At 31.8% G+C, this 17,574-nt stretch carries 15 protein-coding genes; 7 read left to right on the top strand and 8 right to left on the bottom strand.

Features of this window, described 5'->3' with window-relative positions; translation table 11 throughout:
- Window positions 1-28: 28 nt before the first annotated feature.
- Entirely contained in the window at window positions 29-1,363 is a 1,335-nt protein-coding gene (locus LQ688_RS06600; protein ID WP_016998797.1) for an NCS2 family permease, read from the bottom strand.
- 206 nt (window positions 1,364-1,569) lie between these two features.
- Window positions 1,570-3,705 carry a DNA topoisomerase III gene (locus LQ688_RS06595; protein WP_239724187.1) on the bottom strand — a complete coding sequence of 712 codons (2,136 nt, stop codon included), beginning with the start codon at window positions 3,703-3,705 and terminating at the stop codon, window positions 1,570-1,572.
- Between the two features lie 143 nt (window positions 3,706-3,848).
- Here LQ688_RS06595 and LQ688_RS06590 point away from each other — a divergent pair, with 143 nt between their 5' ends.
- The 3 genes from LQ688_RS06590 (at window position 3,849) to LQ688_RS06580 (ending at window position 6,606) form a co-directional block, all read left to right on the top strand.
- Window positions 3,849-4,715 (top strand): GNAT family N-acetyltransferase, encoded by an 867-nt coding sequence (locus LQ688_RS06590; RefSeq protein ID WP_214269973.1) that lies wholly within the window; start codon window positions 3,849-3,851, stop codon window positions 4,713-4,715.
- A gap of 220 nt (window positions 4,716-4,935) precedes the next feature.
- The gene (locus tag LQ688_RS06585; RefSeq protein ID WP_016998794.1) at window positions 4,936-5,793 is read left to right on the top strand and encodes a GRP family sugar transporter; all 858 of its coding nucleotides are present in this window, start codon (window positions 4,936-4,938) and stop codon (window positions 5,791-5,793) included.
- Between the two features lie 27 nt (window positions 5,794-5,820).
- A complete protein-coding gene (locus LQ688_RS06580; RefSeq protein WP_239724189.1) occupies window positions 5,821-6,606 on the top strand; it encodes a glucose 1-dehydrogenase in 786 nt (261 codons plus the stop codon).
- Window positions 6,607-6,693: 87 nt separating this feature from the next.
- On the opposite strand, the gene LQ688_RS06575 is transcribed toward LQ688_RS06580, so the two are convergent.
- Window positions 6,694-7,605 (bottom strand): AEC family transporter, encoded by a 912-nt coding sequence (locus LQ688_RS06575; protein ID WP_016998792.1) that lies wholly within the window; start codon window positions 7,603-7,605, stop codon window positions 6,694-6,696.
- Window positions 7,606-7,708: 103 nt separating this feature from the next.
- Window positions 7,709-8,191 (bottom strand): Cys-tRNA(Pro) deacylase, encoded by a 483-nt coding sequence (gene ybaK, locus LQ688_RS06570; protein ID WP_016998791.1) that lies wholly within the window; start codon window positions 8,189-8,191, stop codon window positions 7,709-7,711.
- Window positions 8,192-8,241: 50 nt separating this feature from the next.
- On the opposite strand from ybaK, the gene LQ688_RS06565 reads away from it, so the two are divergent.
- Window positions 8,242-8,409 (top strand): SE1832 family protein, encoded by a 168-nt coding sequence (locus tag LQ688_RS06565; protein ID WP_016998790.1) that lies wholly within the window; start codon window positions 8,242-8,244, stop codon window positions 8,407-8,409.
- Between the two features lie 15 nt (window positions 8,410-8,424).
- The gene (gene mspA, locus LQ688_RS06560) at window positions 8,425-8,745 is read left to right on the top strand and encodes a membrane stabilizing protein MspA (protein ID WP_016998789.1); all 321 of its coding nucleotides are present in this window, start codon (window positions 8,425-8,427) and stop codon (window positions 8,743-8,745) included.
- Window positions 8,746-8,796: 51 nt separating this feature from the next.
- Here mspA and LQ688_RS06555 read toward each other — a convergent pair whose 3' ends face one another.
- The 3 genes from LQ688_RS06555 to LQ688_RS06545 form a co-directional block, all read right to left on the bottom strand.
- Window positions 8,797-9,954, bottom strand: a complete 1,158-nt coding sequence (locus LQ688_RS06555) for an aminotransferase class I/II-fold pyridoxal phosphate-dependent enzyme (RefSeq protein WP_135031140.1) — start codon at window positions 9,952-9,954, stop codon at window positions 8,797-8,799.
- Between the two features lie 195 nt (window positions 9,955-10,149).
- Window positions 10,150-13,323: an efflux RND transporter permease subunit gene (locus LQ688_RS06550; RefSeq protein ID WP_239752693.1), complete on the bottom strand. Its 3,174-nt coding sequence runs from the start codon at window positions 13,321-13,323 to the stop codon at window positions 10,150-10,152.
- A gap of 116 nt (window positions 13,324-13,439) precedes the next feature.
- Entirely contained in the window at window positions 13,440-14,690 is a 1,251-nt protein-coding gene (locus LQ688_RS06545; protein ID WP_026023597.1) for a lipid II:glycine glycyltransferase FemX, read from the bottom strand.
- A 129-nt stretch (window positions 14,691-14,819) separates the two neighbouring features.
- On the opposite strand from LQ688_RS06545, the gene LQ688_RS06540 reads away from it, so the two are divergent.
- Window positions 14,820-15,077, top strand: a complete 258-nt coding sequence (locus LQ688_RS06540) for a hypothetical protein (protein ID WP_016998785.1) — start codon at window positions 14,820-14,822, stop codon at window positions 15,075-15,077.
- A 91-nt stretch (window positions 15,078-15,168) separates the two neighbouring features.
- Here LQ688_RS06540 and LQ688_RS06535 read toward each other — a convergent pair whose 3' ends face one another.
- Complete coding sequence (locus tag LQ688_RS06535; RefSeq protein ID WP_016998784.1) at window positions 15,169-16,368, bottom strand: putative multidrug effflux MFS transporter TcaB; 1,200 nt, start codon at window positions 16,366-16,368, stop codon at window positions 15,169-15,171.
- A gap of 150 nt (window positions 16,369-16,518) precedes the next feature.
- Between LQ688_RS06535 and LQ688_RS06530 the strand changes: the two genes are divergently transcribed.
- Window positions 16,519-17,559, top strand: coding sequence for an SDR family oxidoreductase (locus LQ688_RS06530; RefSeq protein ID WP_135031143.1), 1,041 nt, complete (start codon window positions 16,519-16,521; stop codon window positions 17,557-17,559).
- Window positions 17,560-17,574 lie beyond the last annotated feature (15 nt).

Genomic DNA, 17,574 nt, shown 5'->3' with positions numbered 1-17,574 from the left:
GTCACGCGCTTATGCACGTGACTTTTTTTTATGAATGAACAAACATGAAATATGCTACGAATACAAAGAATAAACCATACATTATAGGATGTATTTCTTTGTGTCTCTTTGCAACGATCATAGTAATAGGATAGAAAATAAATCCGCATGCTATACCTGTCGCAATTGAATAAGTTAATGGCATCATAATCATAGTTAAAAATGCCGGTACTGCTATTTCGAATTTCTGCCAATCAATTTTACCTAGGTTGCTTACCATTAACACACCAACAATAACTAATGCCGGTGCTGTTACAGCACTTGTAACAACTGACATTAATGGAGAGAATAATAACGCGGCTAAGAAACAAAGACCGGTTACTACGCTTGCAAAACCTGTTCTTGCACCTACAGCAACACCTGCGCTTGATTCGATATAGCTTGTAGTTGTAGATGTACCGAAAATAGCCCCTACTATAGTAGCTAATGAATCTGAGAATAGTGCTTTTCCAGCTCTAGGTAACTTATTATCTTTCATTAAACCTGCTTGGTTTGCTACTGCAACTAATGTACCTGCTGTATCAAAGAAATCAATAAATAAGAAAGTTAATACAACGATTAAGAATTGCACATTAAATATAGTGGATAAATCTCCAAAAGCTTCAAATGCTGCACCGAATGTTGGTGCAACACTTGGTACTTTACCTACCACGCTACTTGGCATGTCGATTAAGCCTGTTACTAATCCACCAACTGCCGTTAATACCATACCAATAAAAATAGATCCTGGAATTTTTTTCGCCATCAATATAATAGTGATGATAATCCCGAATACTGCTAATAATACTTCTGGATTGTGCATTGTACCTAAAGTTACTAAAGTAGAATCTTCTTTTTGAACAATACCTGCTCCTTGTAAACCTACAAATGTTATAAATAAACCTATACCTGCTGAAACTGCCATCTTAAGTTCAAACGGTATAGCATTAATGATAACTTCCCTTAACCCACTCATTGTTAGAAAAGCAAATATCACACCTGAAAATAGTACGCCCGTTAATCCTGTTTGCCATGGAATACCCATAGTTAATACTACTGTAAACGCAAAAAATGCATTTAATCCCATACCTGGTGCTAAACCAATTGGGTATTTAGCTATAATTCCCATGAATAAACAACCAACTAACGCTGCTAATGCTGTCGCTACGAATACTGCACCTTGATCCATTCTCATAGAATCAGGTATATTTTCAACACTAGCTAAACTTAACATTGAAGGGTTAACTGCTAATATGTATGCCATTGATAGAAATGTTGTTAGCCCACCTAGTATTTCTCGCTTATAACTTGTGCCTAGCTCATCAAATTTAAAGTATCGTTTCATTTCAAGACTCCTTTATTAATTTCAACACTGTACATTGTATTACTGTAATGTTTAAAAATCAATACTTTTACGAACATTGATTAAAAACATTCACATTATGTTCGTATTTGTAACTACAAAGCAATTTGAATCGTAATTCCTTCATTATATATAAATAAAAAACATCAACAATGACATTTCGTACGTAACATTGTTGATGTTTAATTTTATAATTTTAAATCTTTTAAGGCATCTTTAAATGGATTATTTTCAACTTCTTCATTTTTCATATATTTGTTCATTTCTTTTTTACTGATTTTACCTGTCTTTTTATTTTTAAGTCTTTTATCCATGTGTTCTTGCGATTCAGTATGTCCACATACACAACGATACACTGCCGTTTTCCCTGTACCATATAACGTAAGTTTCTTCTTACAGTTTGGACATCTAGCATTTGTAACTCTTTGTTGATTTTTCTTCGTTTTACAAGTAGGGTCCTGGCAAATTAACATTTGGCCATTTTTCGTTTTAACTTTTAACATGAATTTCCCGCACGTAGGACATTCTGTAGCCGTTAAATTATCATGCTTAAATTTGTCATCGCTATTTTTTATATCAGAAATAATCTCTTTCGTAAAACTTCTCATCTCTTTCATAAAAGCTTCTTTCTGATACTGACCTTTTTCAATTTGTGTAAGTTTCATTTCCCATTCAGCAGTTAATGCCGGAGATGTTAGTTGCTCAGGTGCTAAGTTTAATAATTGTTTGCCTTTAGGTGTTATTTTAATTTTACCTTGCACAGCTTCTATAACATTAGAACTATATAACTTTTCGATAATATCTGCTCGTGTAGCTACAGTACCTATTCCACCAGTTTCATTTAATGTTTTAGACATTTTCTTATCATTCAAGTTAAAGAATAATTGTGGTGATTCCATAGCTTTTAATAATGTTCCTTCATTAAAGTAAGCCGGTGGCTCTGTGTCTTTTCCAATGACATTTACTTTTTGGATGACCACTTGTTCGTGTTCCTTAAATGGTAATGCTTTAACAACCGCTTCTTCTTGATGAATTGCTTTAAAACCTAAATCAATTGCTACTTCTTGAACCAATTTAAAAGTCTCACCTTCTACAGTTAAATCAACAGTTGTTTCTTCATATTGATATGGCGGAAGTAATACTTCTAAAAATCGCTCAGCTACTAGCATATATATTTTTTGTTCTCTCGGTGATAATTGATCCATATTTGCTCTAACTTCTGTTGGAACAATTGCGTGATGATCCGATACTTTTGTATTATCAACAAAATGTTTCCCTGCGCGTATTTCTTTTTTAATTAACGGTACAGCATATGATTTTAATGGTGTAGCAGTTAAAGTAGACACCCTATCTTTTAATGATGAAACCATATCACTTGTTAAATAGTTTGAGTCTGTTCTTGGATAAGTTAAAACTTTATGCTGTTCGTATAAAGTTTGCATAGTATTTAACGTTTCCTTAGCGCTCATCTTATAGCGTTGGTAAGCTGTTTGTTGAAGGCTAGTTAAATCGTATAATTTTTGAGGGTATTTAGTTTTCTTCTTTTTATTAACTTTTTTAATTTCGCCTTTTTTATTTTGTAATTTATTTTTCAAGCTTTCGATTTTTTCTTTATCAAAAATTCGGTCACTATTTTGTGTAAACCATTTGAATTTATAACCGTCCACTTCAACGTTCATCTGATAATATCTTTCAGGTTTAAATGACTGTATTTCGTCTTGTCTCATCTTAACAAGATTCAATGTTGGTGTTTGCACTCTACCACAAGATAATTGTGCATCGTATTTAGTAGTTAGTGCTCGTGTTGCGTTTATTCCAACAATCCAGTCCGCTTCACTTCTACATAATGCTGCTTTATATAAATTGTCATATGCTTTACCAGGTTTTAAATTCTTGAATCCTTCTCTAATTGCCTTTTCAGTAACTGAGCTAATCCATAATCTTTTTATTGGTTTCTTTATTTTAGCTTTTTCGATAATCAATCTTGCTACTAACTCACCTTCTCGCCCCGCGTCAGTTGCAATGATTATTGATTGAACGTCATCACGTTTCATTAAATGTTGTACAGTATTAAACTGACTGCGCGTCTTTTTAATAACAACATGTTTCATATAATCAGGGATAATAGGAAGTTCACTTAATTTCCATTCTTTAAATTTCTTATCATATTCCTCTGGTGTTGCATTCGTAACTAAATGACCTAACGCCCATGTCACAATATATTGTTTGTTCTCGAAATAACCTTTCTTTTGATCATTCACGCCCATTGCTTTAGCAATGTCACGACCAACAGATGGTTTTTCAGCAAGAATTAATGCTTTCATAATTATTTCACCCATTCTTTTTTCATTCTTATTAGTATAACACGGATGATTATCCATCTAAAGTTATCAAAAACTTTTATAACAAGACAATTAATCGTATAATAGATTATAAATAATCGATGTCCATTAAAGGAGTGACTTTCATGCAAATACTTCCACTTAAGCAAATCGATCCTGTCGCCCAGTATATACAAGAGAAAAACATTCAAGATGAAAATCATGTACAATATATTCCAGAATGTATTGATAGTATTAAGTCATCTTTAAATAACAAATTTGATGAACAATCTTTTTTCTATCTTTACAATAATGAAGAAATAACCGGGATTCTAGGTTTCGAAAAAGTAGATAAAGAAACTGTAAATGTATGGGGCCCTATTGTAAATGACACTTCTGAAAAAACTTTACAATCATTAAAAGAAGCTTGGGATATGCTTTTAAATAATCATCCAGAAGTTAAATATTGTCACATATCTTTACATAAAAACCACATACTCAACAATAGTAAGTTGAAAGCATTGCGAGCAGGCTATGTTGAAACACAATATACACTTGAAATACACCAGCCCCCTCACGAAATAGAGGAACAACATCAAATGATTCATTACAGTAAACCATATTTTTATTCGTTCGATAAACTTCATTCTAAAAGTTTCATAGATAGTGAAGTTACTTCTGAAGATATAATAGATTCTTTAGATGATGACCACGCTTTGTATTTATTTATGGCGGAAGGTCTCGTAAAAGGATACATTTATCTTTCAATAGATATACCAAAACACTTGGCAACTATTCCTTATCTTGCTTCACATAGAGATTACAGAAAACAAGGCATCGCTTTTCAAATGATTCATTATGCTACAACTCAAGCTTTCAATCATAATGAAGTTGAAACAGTACGCATTCATGTTGACAGTAAAAACCACGAACAAATACAGCTTCTATATGAGAAAGTTGGATTTAAAATTACAAACGAAGTGCATCATTTCAAGTACGTTCGCCTCTCTTAGGAAGCGGGATGACTAGGATTGAAAAAAGCTTGATATAAGCGTATTTTCAATCCTAGTCAGGTACTGCCAATATAAAAAAAGTCTGGAACATAATCTATGTTCCAGACTTTTTATTGTAATTTAACATTGTAAGCGATTTATTAAGTTTATTAATTGTTTTGCATATTTAATAATGGGTAAAATGGAAGATGAATTCAATTATAGAAAGCGAGTTGTCCATATGGATTATCTTATAGCTCTGTTACCAGCATTGTTCTGGGGGAGCGTTGTATTAATTAATGTGAAAGTCGGTGGTGGACCTTATAATCAAATTTTAGGTACGACTATCGGTGCATTTATTATAGGTATATTACTCTTCATTTTTGGAGATGTAGAATTTACATTCCGTACTATTATTATAGGGATGATTTCCGGTGCCTTCTGGGCTTTAGGACAAGGATTCCAATTACGGAGTGTTGATTTAATTGGTGTTTCTTTAACAATGCCAATATCTACAGGTTTACAACTATTGGGTACAACATTATTTAGTGCCGCATTCTTAGGTGAATGGGATACTGGCACACAAGTTGCACTCGGATTAACAGGATTAGTTCTTTTAATCATCGGTGTTATTTTTACTTCTGTGCAGAAGAAAGGTTCAACTAGCAGTGGTAATTCTAAAAAATTCGGCCAAGCAATACCGATTTTACTTATTTCAACTGTTGGTTATGTAGTTTACGTTGTAATCGGCCAAGTATTTGGCGTAGAAGGATGGGACGCTTTATTCCCTCAATCTATAGGTATGGTTATCGGTGGTGTGATTTTATCATTTAAACATAAGCCATCCGTTAAATATACAACTTTTAATTTATTACCAGGTATAGTATGGGCATTAGGTAACATGTTCCTATTTATCTCTCAACCAAAAGTTGGGGTTGGAACAAGTTTCTCATTCTCACAAATGTTAGTTATCGTCTCCACTTTAGGGGGTATATTCTTATTAGGCGAACAAAAAACAAAACGCCAAATGACTTTCATTTGGATTGGTATAGTTCTCATAATTATCGCAGCATTTATTATAGGTTTTGCTAAAGGATAATTAAATTAAAGAGAAGGAGTGTTTAATATGTATAATGATTTAAAAGATAAAGTCGTTATCATTACAGGAGGTAATAGCGGTATAGGTAAAGCAACTTCAGAACGTTTTGGAAAAGAAGGCGCTAATGTCATTATTAACTATCTTAACAGTTCAGAAGAAGCGGAAGAAGTTGTAAAAACTATTCAAGATTCAGGCAGCAAAGCAATTGCTGTTCAAGGTGATGTATCTAAAGAAGAAGATATTAAAAACTTAATACAAAAAGCTCACGAAGAATTTGGCCGAATAGATGTTATGATTAATAATGCTGGTTTTGAAAAGCCTATACCAACACACGAAATGAGTACAGAAGAATGGTCTAAAGTAATAGATATCAACTTAACTGGTGCTTTCTTAGGTAGTAGAGAAGCGGTCAAATATTATTTAGAACATGATATTAAAGGACAAATTATTAACACAGCAAGTGTTCATGATAAAATTCCATGGCCAAACTACGTTAACTACGCTGCAAGTAAAGGCGGTTTAAAATTAATGATGGAAACAATGTCAATGGAATACGGTAAATACGGTATTAGAATTAATAACGTTTCACCAGGTGCTATTGTTACAGAACATACACGTGAAAAATTCTCGGATCCTACTACAAGAGATGAAACATTAGAAATGATACCATTAAATGAAATTGGTGAAGCATATCAAGTAGCCAACATTAATGCATTCTTAGCATCTGAACAAGCAAGCTATGTACACGGTACAACTATTTATGTAGATGGCGGAATGACTAACTACCCAGCATTTATGGGTGGTAAAGGTTAATATATAAATGCTCCTAACTCGTTAGATTTTTAATTAACGAATTAGGAGCATTTTTTCCTTGAATTATTTATGTCTCATACGGTTTTTCTATACAAATAATAACTGATACATATATAAAATCACAATTGAAATAATAATACTTAGATTAGTGGCCATACCGACAATAGGCAACGTTTTATATTTGAAAGTAATAGCGTATGAAAGCACTGATACACCTATCGGCAACAACCAGCCAATTAATAATGTTGTTTTAATCATTGGATCAGAAACTGGTAAGAAGAAATGGACAAGTAGTCCCATTAATAGACCGAATCCATAATGGAATAATAAATATTTAACAACGATTGGTAAATATGCCTTTTCAATTTTGAAGTTAAGGAATAAGCCTAATAATATCATAGACAATGGCATATTAGCGTTGGATATAATTTCAAAGAAGTTTATCGCTTTTCCTGGTATTTGTATGTTTAATATGTTTAAAATGAACATAATAATATAAGTCATTAGAGGCACAGTTTTTAATAATTTTACGCCCATTTGTTTGAAATCAAATTGGTCTCCACCATCATTAAAGTAACTGCCTACAAAATAAGTTACTCCAAACATAATAATCGCCGTACCGATATCTAGCATACCAAAATATAATAACCCTGTTTTAGGCCATATTTGTGCCACCAACGGATAAGCAAATAAGCCGATATTTACAGAAGCGGCCATCATCCCTACTGTACCTCTTATTTGATTATTATATTTTTTCTTGAATAACCATATAATAAGTAATTTAGCTAAAACACCGTATAAAATCATTAATATAGGTAGCCAACCTAAAGATAAGTCCAAGTCTGAACCGTTCAAATTGACGATAACTAATGATGGTAAAGTTACGTTTAGTACTAGTGTAGCTAATACATTACCATCTGAAGCTTTAAAGAATTTCAACTTTTTAAGTATGTACCCTAATGTAATCAATAAGATTATCATTATGAAATTTTCAGTCATTTTATCACTTCTCTCGTAAAACTCACATTTTTATATGTTAACATTGTTTAATTTTTATGCACACTTTTTGTTTGAAATTCTTTTTAATTATACTAAAATTAATTTAGTTATGTTTTAATATATCATGAAACTCAATATCAATTATACTTGCTAAGTCATTTGGGTCTATTTCAACTTGATACCCTCTCTTACCAGCACTTATAATAAAACTTGATAAAGACTGAGCACTGTCATCAATAATTGTTTTGAAAGATTTTTTCATACCAATTGGAGAACAACCACCTCTTACATACCCTGTTACTTTTGTAAGTTGATCAAGTGGTAGTAATTCAAGCTTTTTCTGTCCAACAGACTTACTTGCTTTCTTAATATCTAAATGTTCAACTACTGGTATTACAAAAATATAATGCTCATTTTTATCATTCATTAGAACTAATGTTTTATACACTTGCTCTACTGGTTTTTGTATAAGTTTTGCAACTTGATCCCCTTCAATATGTTCTTTCCCTATTTTAAATTCGTGGATATGATAAAATATATTGTGTTGATCAAGTATACGCATAGCATTCGTTTTTAATTTTTTCATCTTTGTCACCAACTTTAATTCATTCAATAATATAAAGGAGTGTTTCAATTATGGATTTAAACCAACAATTGTCTGAACTTAAATATGATTATATTCGTATTCAAAATGATTTAGAAAAGCGAGAATCTACAGGTCAAGCAACTCAAATGTTAGAAAAGCAACTCGAACAAATTGAGGATGAAATTAGTAAAGTACGTGCTCAATTAAATCAAGATTAACGAAAGGAAGCAACCATGTTAATTTTAATTCTTTTATTATTCACACTTATTTATCTTATCATAAGCTATTTAAGTATTTATCAACTTCATACGATGTTAACTCAAGCTTTACGTTTTATCATGGGACTTATGTTATTAGTCTTTTTAGGAAGTATGATATTTACTTTTCCACTTCAATACTGGTGGTTACTAGCTGTATTGCTATGCTTAGTTTTAAATATAGAAATTACAGCATTTAAATATCGTGTGAAAGATAAAAAAGGTATTCAATTACTTAATTTAATGACAATTTTCATTCTCATTATTTATGTTATTTTAATATTTATTATTTTTTAATTAATGTCGAAAGAGTCCGGGCCATAAATAATTGTTCTGGACTCTTTTTTATTAATATAAATCCGCTAAGCTTTGTAATCTTTTCGCACCTTCATATAATTGTTCATCATCCAAGGCTAATGATATTCTTACATGATATTTACCATTTTCTCCAAATGGAATGCCAGGTGCTACTAAAATCGATTGTTCTTTAAGTAAATATTCTACAAAAGATTCACCATCAAACTTCGGTGGAACTTTTAACCATAAAAATATACCACCTTTCATCGGCTCAAATGGTATATTCACTTCATTTAAAGCAGCTTCAAACTTTGTTCTTCTTTCTTTAAATATTTCGTTTTGTTCATTTAAAAAGTCATCACATTCATTTAATGCCAATGTGCTTACATCTTGTAATGCACCAAACATACCAGCATGTGTGTGAGTTTGATATTTTTTTAGCGCTGCTATCATCTCTTTATTACCCACTGCAAAACCTACTCTATAACCAGACATATTATAACCTTTAGATAGTGAATATATTTCAATTGCAGTTTCTTTAGCATCTTTAGATTGCAAAATGCTCGGATTCTTTTCATCAAATCCAAAAGCACTGTAAGCAAAATCATGCACAATTTGAGTGGACGTATCTTTAAATCTTTGAATTGTTTCATCAAAGAATGAAGTCGTTGCTACTGAACCAGTGGGATTGTTTGGATAAGTTAAATAAATTAATGTTGTATTTTTTAAAATGTCTTGATTTACTTCATCCCATTTAGGTAAGTAATGATGTTCAGGCTTTAACTCAAGCGGATAAGGATTGGCTCTCGCTAATAAAACACCAGCTAAATAGTCTGTATATCCTGGATCGGGTAATAGGACATTTTCATCAGGTTCTACTACGCAAGTTGGTAATGAGACTAAACCATTTTTAGTACCGTATAATATACACACTTCATCTTCTGGATCTAATTCAACATCGTAATGCCTCTTATAAAAATCTACTATTGCTTGTTTAAATGTCGATTTCCCGTGAAAAGCTCCATATTTTTGATTTTCCGGTTTTTGAATCGCATTAATAAATTCGTCAACGATCACTTTAGGCGTTTCCCCATCTGGAATACCTACTGCCATGTTAACAAGTGGTAACGGTCCGTGTTCAACTTTGCGCCCCATCGTCTTACCAAAATAACTATCAGGTATTTGAGACAATAATCGAGATGTTCCCATTATAACGACTCCTTATCAAATAAATTCGAATAAATACTATATGAATATATTCTATCAGAGTATATATATCACACAAGCTTTAGCTGATTAATTTACTAAGAATTATATCATTTTATTTAAAAATTAAAAAATCAGAGGAAAACTCTTAATAATAAGAATTACCTCTGATTAATTTCTAATGACTATATAAAATATTTATTCTACCCTTTCACTTGGGTTTTTAAATATTTTCTTTTTAAATTTCATAATGATTTCATATGAAATTGGTACAACTAATAATGTTAATATCGTAGATGAAACAAGTCCACCTATAACAGTTATAGCTAATGCTTTAGATATCAGTACTGAACTTCCACCACCGAATAACAACGGTACTAAAGCACCAATTGTAGCAATGGCTGTCATTAATATCGGACGTAAACGTGTTCCTGCTGCTTCAATTAAAGCTTCTCGTGTTGACATACCGCTTTGTTCCATATTAATAACTCTATCTATTAATACAATCGCATTGGTTACAACGATACCAATAAGCATTAACATACCAATCATACTTGGAACTGAAATTGTTTCTTGCGTAATTAACAATCCAGCTACTACACCAATAATAGATACTGGTAATGAGAATAGTATCGCAAATGGTGCTAATCCACCTTTAAATGTTAAGACAATAACTAAGTAAACGATTAATATCGCAGCTGCCATTGCCAACACTAATTGTTCTATTGCTTCATTAATATCATCATTGGTACCACCTACGTTTACATCTACATCATTAGGTTTATCCAATTTAGATACTTTTTGATTAACATCAGATGTTACTTTGGCAACATCGTCTGCAGTAATTTTTGCATCTACTGAAACGGATATTTTATCATTTTCTCTCGTAATTGTATCAGGTGAAGTTGTTTTCTTAAGTGATGCTATCTCACTCAATTTAACGTCTTTACCTAATGGTGTCGTTAATTTTGTATTTTTTAATTTGTCTTCTGACCAGTCTGTTTTTTCATCCTTAGTCAATTTCACATCTATAGATTTACCATCGTCATTTAATTTTGTAACGACTTTATCTTGTGTTGTTTGATTAAGTGTCATTGCAATTTGACCAGCTGATAAGCCGAGTTTCGTTGCTTTATTTTGGTCTACTTCAATATCATACTGTTCATATGATTCAGAAAGGTTTGAACTTACGTTTTCAACTCCACTTACTTTGGCAATTTCTTTTTCTACACTTTTAACTGTATCTTCTATTGCTTCAGTTGATGGTCCAGAAACTTTAACAGATACTTCGTTTGCTGTACCGCCTGTAGAAAAGTCTTGTTGTTTCCATTCTCCTTTATGATCAAATGTTCCAATGTGATCCATTACTTTTTTACCAACATTGTCCCAATTTGGAGTATCTTTATCATATTTCACCATTAAAGCCATATCATTTTGAGCTGACGGATTGAATGGATTTTCTCCACCGACGCTATATTGAACAAAGTCTACATTTTTATCTTTTGATAAATACTTTTCTGCCTGCTCACCATTTTTAACAACTTGTTCTTCTTTTTCACCAGGTGAAGGTTTATAAGTTAGTGCTAACATCTTGTCTTCACCAGTATCTATAAATGATTTCCCAATATACGGAGTAAATACTAAAACGATACTCGCTACGACAAATATAAGACTTAGTAATATAACAAGCCACTTATGATTTAAGTTCCATTTTAATACATTTTTATATTTACCAGCTAACCAATTGCCTTTTTCTTTTTTGCGTTTTTTAATACCATTTTTAAAGAATATGTGTGATAACACTGGTACTATCGTTAACGCGATTAGTAATGAAGCAAGTAAACTAAATGCTACTGCTAAAGCAAATGGTCTAAACATCTCACCGATTTGACCAGTTACAAATGCTAATGGTAAGAATACGACAATTGTAACGATAGTAGATGACATAATCGGAATAAACATTTCTTTAGTTGCACTCGTGATTAATTTTCCACCAGTTAACTTTTCAGCGCTATCCGTCATCCGTCGATAAATATTCTCTATAACGACAATCGAATCGTCAATTACACGACCTATCGCTACTGTTAAGGCACCTAATGTTAAAATATTAAGTGAAACATCTAACGCCTTTAACCCTATTAAAGCCATTAGTAATGACATTGGTATTGATACCATTGCTATAATTGTTGATTTCAAATCTCTTAAGAAGAAGAGTATGATGATTACGGCTACAATTGAACCTATCAACGCTTTTTCAACCATTGTAGATACAGAGTCTTTAATAGTTGAAGCTGTTTCCATTAATTGTACTGATTCAATATTTTTATGATCTTTCTTATAATCTTCAACTTCTTTATCTACATTATCTACTACATCCACTAAATTGGCATCCGTAGCTTTTGTAACTTGTAACGCAAGGGCATTTTTGCCGTTAGTTTTTGAAATTGAATCTCGTTTCTTTTCTTTTTTAACATCAGCAATGTCTGACAGTTTTACTGTTGGAATACTTTGCGATGCTTCAGAACTTTCTTCATCGCCTTGCCCTGCTTGCTGTGCTTGACTTGCCTGTTCTGCTTGACTAGCGCCTCCTTGACTAGCTTGCTGGTCTCCACCACTCGAAGCGCCACCAGTCATTGGAATTTCTAAATCTTTTAATGCTTTAATTGATGTGAAACGACCATCGACTACTATAGATTTCAAGTCATCTCCGAAAGTATATAACCCTAATGGCGATTCTTTTGTAGCACCATCGATATATTGAAGAACTTCATCTTCTGACAAACCTCGTTTAGTAAGTTCATTTTGATTAAATTCTAAGTTAACTTCTTCCAATGTTTGTCCTGATAAAGACACACTTTCAACTCCATCAACTTTTTCAAGCTTAGGAATTAAATCTGATTCCATTTGTTTTGTAACTTTTTCTAAATTATCATTTTTATCAGAAATTGAATAACTGACTACAGGGAATGAGTACATAGACATTCTACTCATGTCTGGGTCTTGAACGCCTTCAGGTAAATCAAGTTCCTCTAATTTCTTTCTTAATTCTGTTTCTGCTTCATCCATGTCTGTTTGGTATGTATATTCTAATGTGATGGCAGATGCATTTTCTAACGATTGACTCGTTACATTTTCTACACCTTCTAAGTTTTGTACTTGTTTTTCTACAGGTTCTGTTACATTATCAAGTACACTTTCGGGTGTAGCACCAGGATATGGCGTTGTGACTGTAATAACGGGTGTTGTTACATCCGGTAATAACTCAAGTTTCATTTTAAAAGCTGAATATATGCCACCCAATAATATAATAATTGTCATTAACAAAATGGCAAATTTATTATTGAGTGAGAACTTTATCATTTTTTGAACCACTCGTTTTCCCCCTATTTATCTTTTCTTAACTCATTCTATAATATAACGGTCACTATTCATACAACTAACAGAGAATAAAGCACTAAAAATTTTTAATTTTTAGTGCTTTATTAATCTTAATTTCTCTTTATTTTTTTCTCTATTTTTCTCTTATAAGTTGTAACAGCCGGTTTAACCTTTTCTATTGCTGTATAAATTGGTTTATTTAATACATAATCAAATTCACCAATTTTTTCGCTTAAGTATGTTCCCCAAACACGTTTAAATGCCCATAAACCATAATGTTCATGATCTTGGTCTGGGTTATTGTCAGTGCCACCAAAGTCAAACTTAGTTGCACCTTTTTCTTTAGCAAAACGCATCATTTCGATAATCATACGATGGTTCGGTAAAAATTCACGATACTCGTTTGAAGAAGCACCATATAAATAATATGATTTTTTACCACTAAATATAAGAATACCACCTGATAAATAAACGCCATCTGGTTTTTTCTCTTTAAGTTCTTCCATTTCTTGAATGCGTTTTTCATAATTTCCTAGCTTTTCTTCTGCATCTTTTAGTTGGTTTACAACTTTCTTATTTTGACGTTTATTTTCTAGTTTTTCTTTTTCTTCTAATAAAGCGTCACGTTCTTTAAATAAATCTTTAAGAACTTTATCTGGAACAACTTTGACTAAGAATAACTCACAATCTCCATCTGGATGTAAATGGTCATAGATGTTTTCAAAGTATGACAAATCTCTAGTTAAGAAATTATCACGTTCGCCAGTTTCTTCCATGATTTGCGCAAAGATTTTTAAATCGTCTCTATTTCCTATAATTAAATCAGTTCCTCGTTTTAACGAGTTTCTCACACGTGAACGATTACGCTTATCAAAGCTTTGCATTAAATCTTCTTCAGATTGATCTACTTTAGTAATCATCGTCATTCGTGGTTGAATATATGATTTACTTAAACCATCTTCAAAACCTTTATGTTTGAATCCTAAAGAAGTTAAAAATTCTAATACACCTTCTGACTCTTCTACTTCAATATCAGGGTCAATTTTAATCGCATAACTTTTTTCATTTCTAGCTAATTCTTTCGAGAGTTCCAAAAGCATTTTTACAGATTTTTCATCTTTGTAATCTACTACAAAACCTCTTGATATGTAACACAATGTGTAAGGTAATTTTGGTACTTTTTTAAATAACATTTGCGCTACACCAGTAAGTGTTTCACCGTCACCTACAGCAATACGACGAGAATACCAACCTGTAAGCTTTTTGGATTCTGCCCACTTTGTAAGTTGCAACATATCACCATTTGGATGTTGCTTTACAAATTCATCATGTTGCTCATGAGTGATATTCATTTTTTTAATCGCCATTTATAAATCTCCTTTTTATCAATTCGTTTCTTAATTATACAATGAAACGTTCATTAATTTCACGTATTAGCCTAACATTTGTTATACTTAATAAACAAAACCATAAAGTTAGGATTGAAATAAATGAGACAATTATTACTTGTGTTGTTCATTATACTCAATACTATCATGATTGTTACAAGTTTAAACGTTGATATTGAAATCAATTTTTTAAGTTACCGTGTTATACTTGTTGCATTCAGCTTTTTATTGAGCATAGTATTCATCCTTGAAAATGCTAATAAATCCACACTAACTTTAGCAATTTTAAGTGCACTTGTTGCTTTAGGTCATTTATCAATAATTATTCAGAATGTATACCTTAATGTATATTCTAATTAAATTCAAACATCTTGAGCTTTGGTGCTAACCTCTGCTCAGCATAATTCTCCCAATCCACTGGACTGGGAGAATTTAATTATATCTATTAAGTTTAATTAACTTTAAACACTTTTCTATTAATCATGAATAAAATGATTAAAATGAGTGAAACTATGACAATTGTTAATACATATGGTATAACATCGTGTTCTCCTTTTATCCCGACAAGTGGTGTTACAAGTCCTCCAAATGCAAATTGTGATAATCCTAATAAACTAGAAGCACTTCCAGCACCACGTTTATTGTTTGCCATAGCTATTGAAAATCCTGTAGTACCAATTGCAGAAACAGGACTTACTAAAATAAAGAAACCAATCATAAGTATCCAAATTGACCAACTATTTAACAACGTTAGAGATACTATAATAACGCCTATAATTTGTACAAAAGCGAATACTTTCATCAATGTATGTTCATCAAAACGATCAACCAATTTATTAACCAACTGTCCTGAAAATATTAAACCAAGTCCATTAAAAGCAAACATCCAACTAAAAGCAAAAGAGGAAACGCCATATACTGATTGTACGATAAATGGTGATGCTGAAATATAACTAAACAGTAATGCAAAAGTACTACCTTGTATAAATAATGGTAATAAGAATTTTGGATTTTTTAATAATTCTTTAAAGTCTCCTAAAATTTCGCTTATTCTACCCGAAGAACGATTATTTTCAGGTAATGATTCTGTTAATTTATAAAATGATAAGCAGAACATTATCGCTCCAAAAGCTGTCAGTACTAAAAAGACAGTTTTCCAAGTAGAGAATTCAAGTATTATCCCCCCTAGCACAGGTGCTAATATAGGCGCGACACCGTTAACGAGCATTAATACAGCTAAAAATTTAGTTAAAGCCTTTCCGGAATATAAATCACTCGACATTGCCCGGGAAATAACTGCACCTGCTCCGCCGGTAAAACCTTGAACAAATCTTAAAGCCATCACGACATATATATTTGGAGCAAACACACATAATATCGAAGCGATAGTGTAGACAACCAACGCAACCATTAAAGGTTTCTTACGACCAATAAAATCTGACAGTGGTCCTACAAATACTTGTCCTATTGCTAAACCTATCATAAATAATGTTAAAGTAAGCTGTGTATTCGATGTGCTTGTATTAAAATCATTACTTATCTCAGGTAATGCAGGTAAATACATATCAATAGAGAATGGACCAAAAGCAGTTAATAAGCCTAATATAATAATTAAAAATAACGAAGGTTTAGCCTTCTTTTGTTCGATCATAAGACATGCTCCTTTATGTATAATACTTTCTATTATATGCTTTTTAAATTTCAAATATCAATATTATATTTTATTACGATATATAAACGCTTTACTTTCACGAAACCATCATTCAAAATATAGTCAGAAACAAAGTAACGGAGTGAAATAATGAATATATTTTTAACCGGTGCAACAGGCTTTGTAGGTGCTGAATTAATAAAATCACTTGCTAAAGATGCGCACAAGAATTTTTACATTTTATACAGATCTGAACAAAAGAAATTAATGCTATTAAATAAAGTGGAAGAATCATATCATGAAAGAATGCATTTTATTTATGGTGATATTACGAATGAAAATTGTAACGTTAGTGAAAATCAAATTAAAGATATACCACAAATAGATAAATTTTATCATTTAGCTGCTTTAGTGAAGTTTAATTTTGAATTAGCTGATGAATTGTTCCAAATTAATTATACGGGTACTCAGCATGCAATAGAATTAGCGAAAAAGCTGAATAGTAAACATTTCCTTTACGTATCCACTGCTTACACAATAGGTGAAAAAGAATTAGCCTATGAAGAACTTCACCCGATAGATGCGCCAACAAACAACCCATATGAAGCTTCTAAAGTACAAGCTGAACATTTAGTCGCTCAGGAAAAAGATATGGCAACATCTATCATAAGACCAGCTATCATTATAGGAGATTCAGTAACTGGAGAAGCAGATTCTAAATTTACATTATATGGATTTATGAAAGCTTTAAAAGTTTTTAAACGAAGAATCACTAATAAAAACATTGAAACTGTATACAGATTATTTGGAGATAGCACACATACTTCTAATTTTGTACCCGTTGATTATGTTGTAGATGTTTTGACGGTGGCTTGTGATTATGCAGAAAATCAAAAAATTTATCATGCAACAAATAATTATCCGCCTTCAAATGATTTTATTTTTGAAACAATAAAAAAACATTTAGATTTTCATCAATTAGAAGTCGCACCTATATCTGAAATTAATACCATTACAGATGAAGAAAGAGTGCTTAATAGTTTTATAGATGTATTTGCACCTTATTTTTCAAAATCCATTAACTTTAACGATGAAAATACAGCATATATGATGAATCAAGCAGGTAAAGACACTTTACAATTGAGTCATGATGCACTAGATATGATTATTCGTGTATATTTTGAAAAATAAAGGTTTCTTTATACA

Origin of the sequence: Mammaliicoccus sp. J-M40 (genome assembly GCF_022386395.1) — a bacterium.
Lineage (GTDB): Bacteria > Bacillota > Bacilli > Staphylococcales > Staphylococcaceae > Mammaliicoccus > Mammaliicoccus lentus.
The sequence above is the reverse complement of the archived record's forward strand: the minus strand, read 5'-3'. Positions and strand labels throughout refer to the sequence as shown.

Coding starts and splice junctions, on each gene's coding strand:
- LQ688_RS06540 (WP_016998785.1), top strand. CDS start 14,820: ATGAGACAATTATTACTTGTGTTGTTCATTATACTCAATACTATCATG.
- LQ688_RS06585 (WP_016998794.1), top strand. CDS start 4,936: ATGGATTATCTTATAGCTCTGTTACCAGCATTGTTCTGGGGGAGCGTT.
- mspA (WP_016998789.1), top strand. CDS start 8,425: ATGTTAATTTTAATTCTTTTATTATTCACACTTATTTATCTTATCATA.
- LQ688_RS06530 (WP_135031143.1), top strand. CDS start 16,519: ATGAATATATTTTTAACCGGTGCAACAGGCTTTGTAGGTGCTGAATTA.
- ybaK (WP_016998791.1), bottom strand. CDS start 8,191: ATGAAAAAATTAAAAACGAATGCTATGCGTATACTTGATCAACACAAT.
- LQ688_RS06590 (WP_214269973.1), top strand. CDS start 3,849: ATGCAAATACTTCCACTTAAGCAAATCGATCCTGTCGCCCAGTATATA.
- LQ688_RS06600 (WP_016998797.1), bottom strand. CDS start 1,363: ATGAAACGATACTTTAAATTTGATGAGCTAGGCACAAGTTATAAGCGA.
- LQ688_RS06595 (WP_239724187.1), bottom strand. CDS start 3,705: ATGAAAGCATTAATTCTTGCTGAAAAACCATCTGTTGGTCGTGACATT.
- LQ688_RS06555 (WP_135031140.1), bottom strand. CDS start 9,954: ATGGGAACATCTCGATTATTGTCTCAAATACCTGATAGTTATTTTGGT.
- LQ688_RS06535 (WP_016998784.1), bottom strand. CDS start 16,368: ATGATCGAACAAAAGAAGGCTAAACCTTCGTTATTTTTAATTATTATA.
- LQ688_RS06565 (WP_016998790.1), top strand. CDS start 8,242: ATGGATTTAAACCAACAATTGTCTGAACTTAAATATGATTATATTCGT.
- LQ688_RS06580 (WP_239724189.1), top strand. CDS start 5,821: ATGTATAATGATTTAAAAGATAAAGTCGTTATCATTACAGGAGGTAAT.
- LQ688_RS06575 (WP_016998792.1), bottom strand. CDS start 7,605: ATGACTGAAAATTTCATAATGATAATCTTATTGATTACATTAGGGTAC.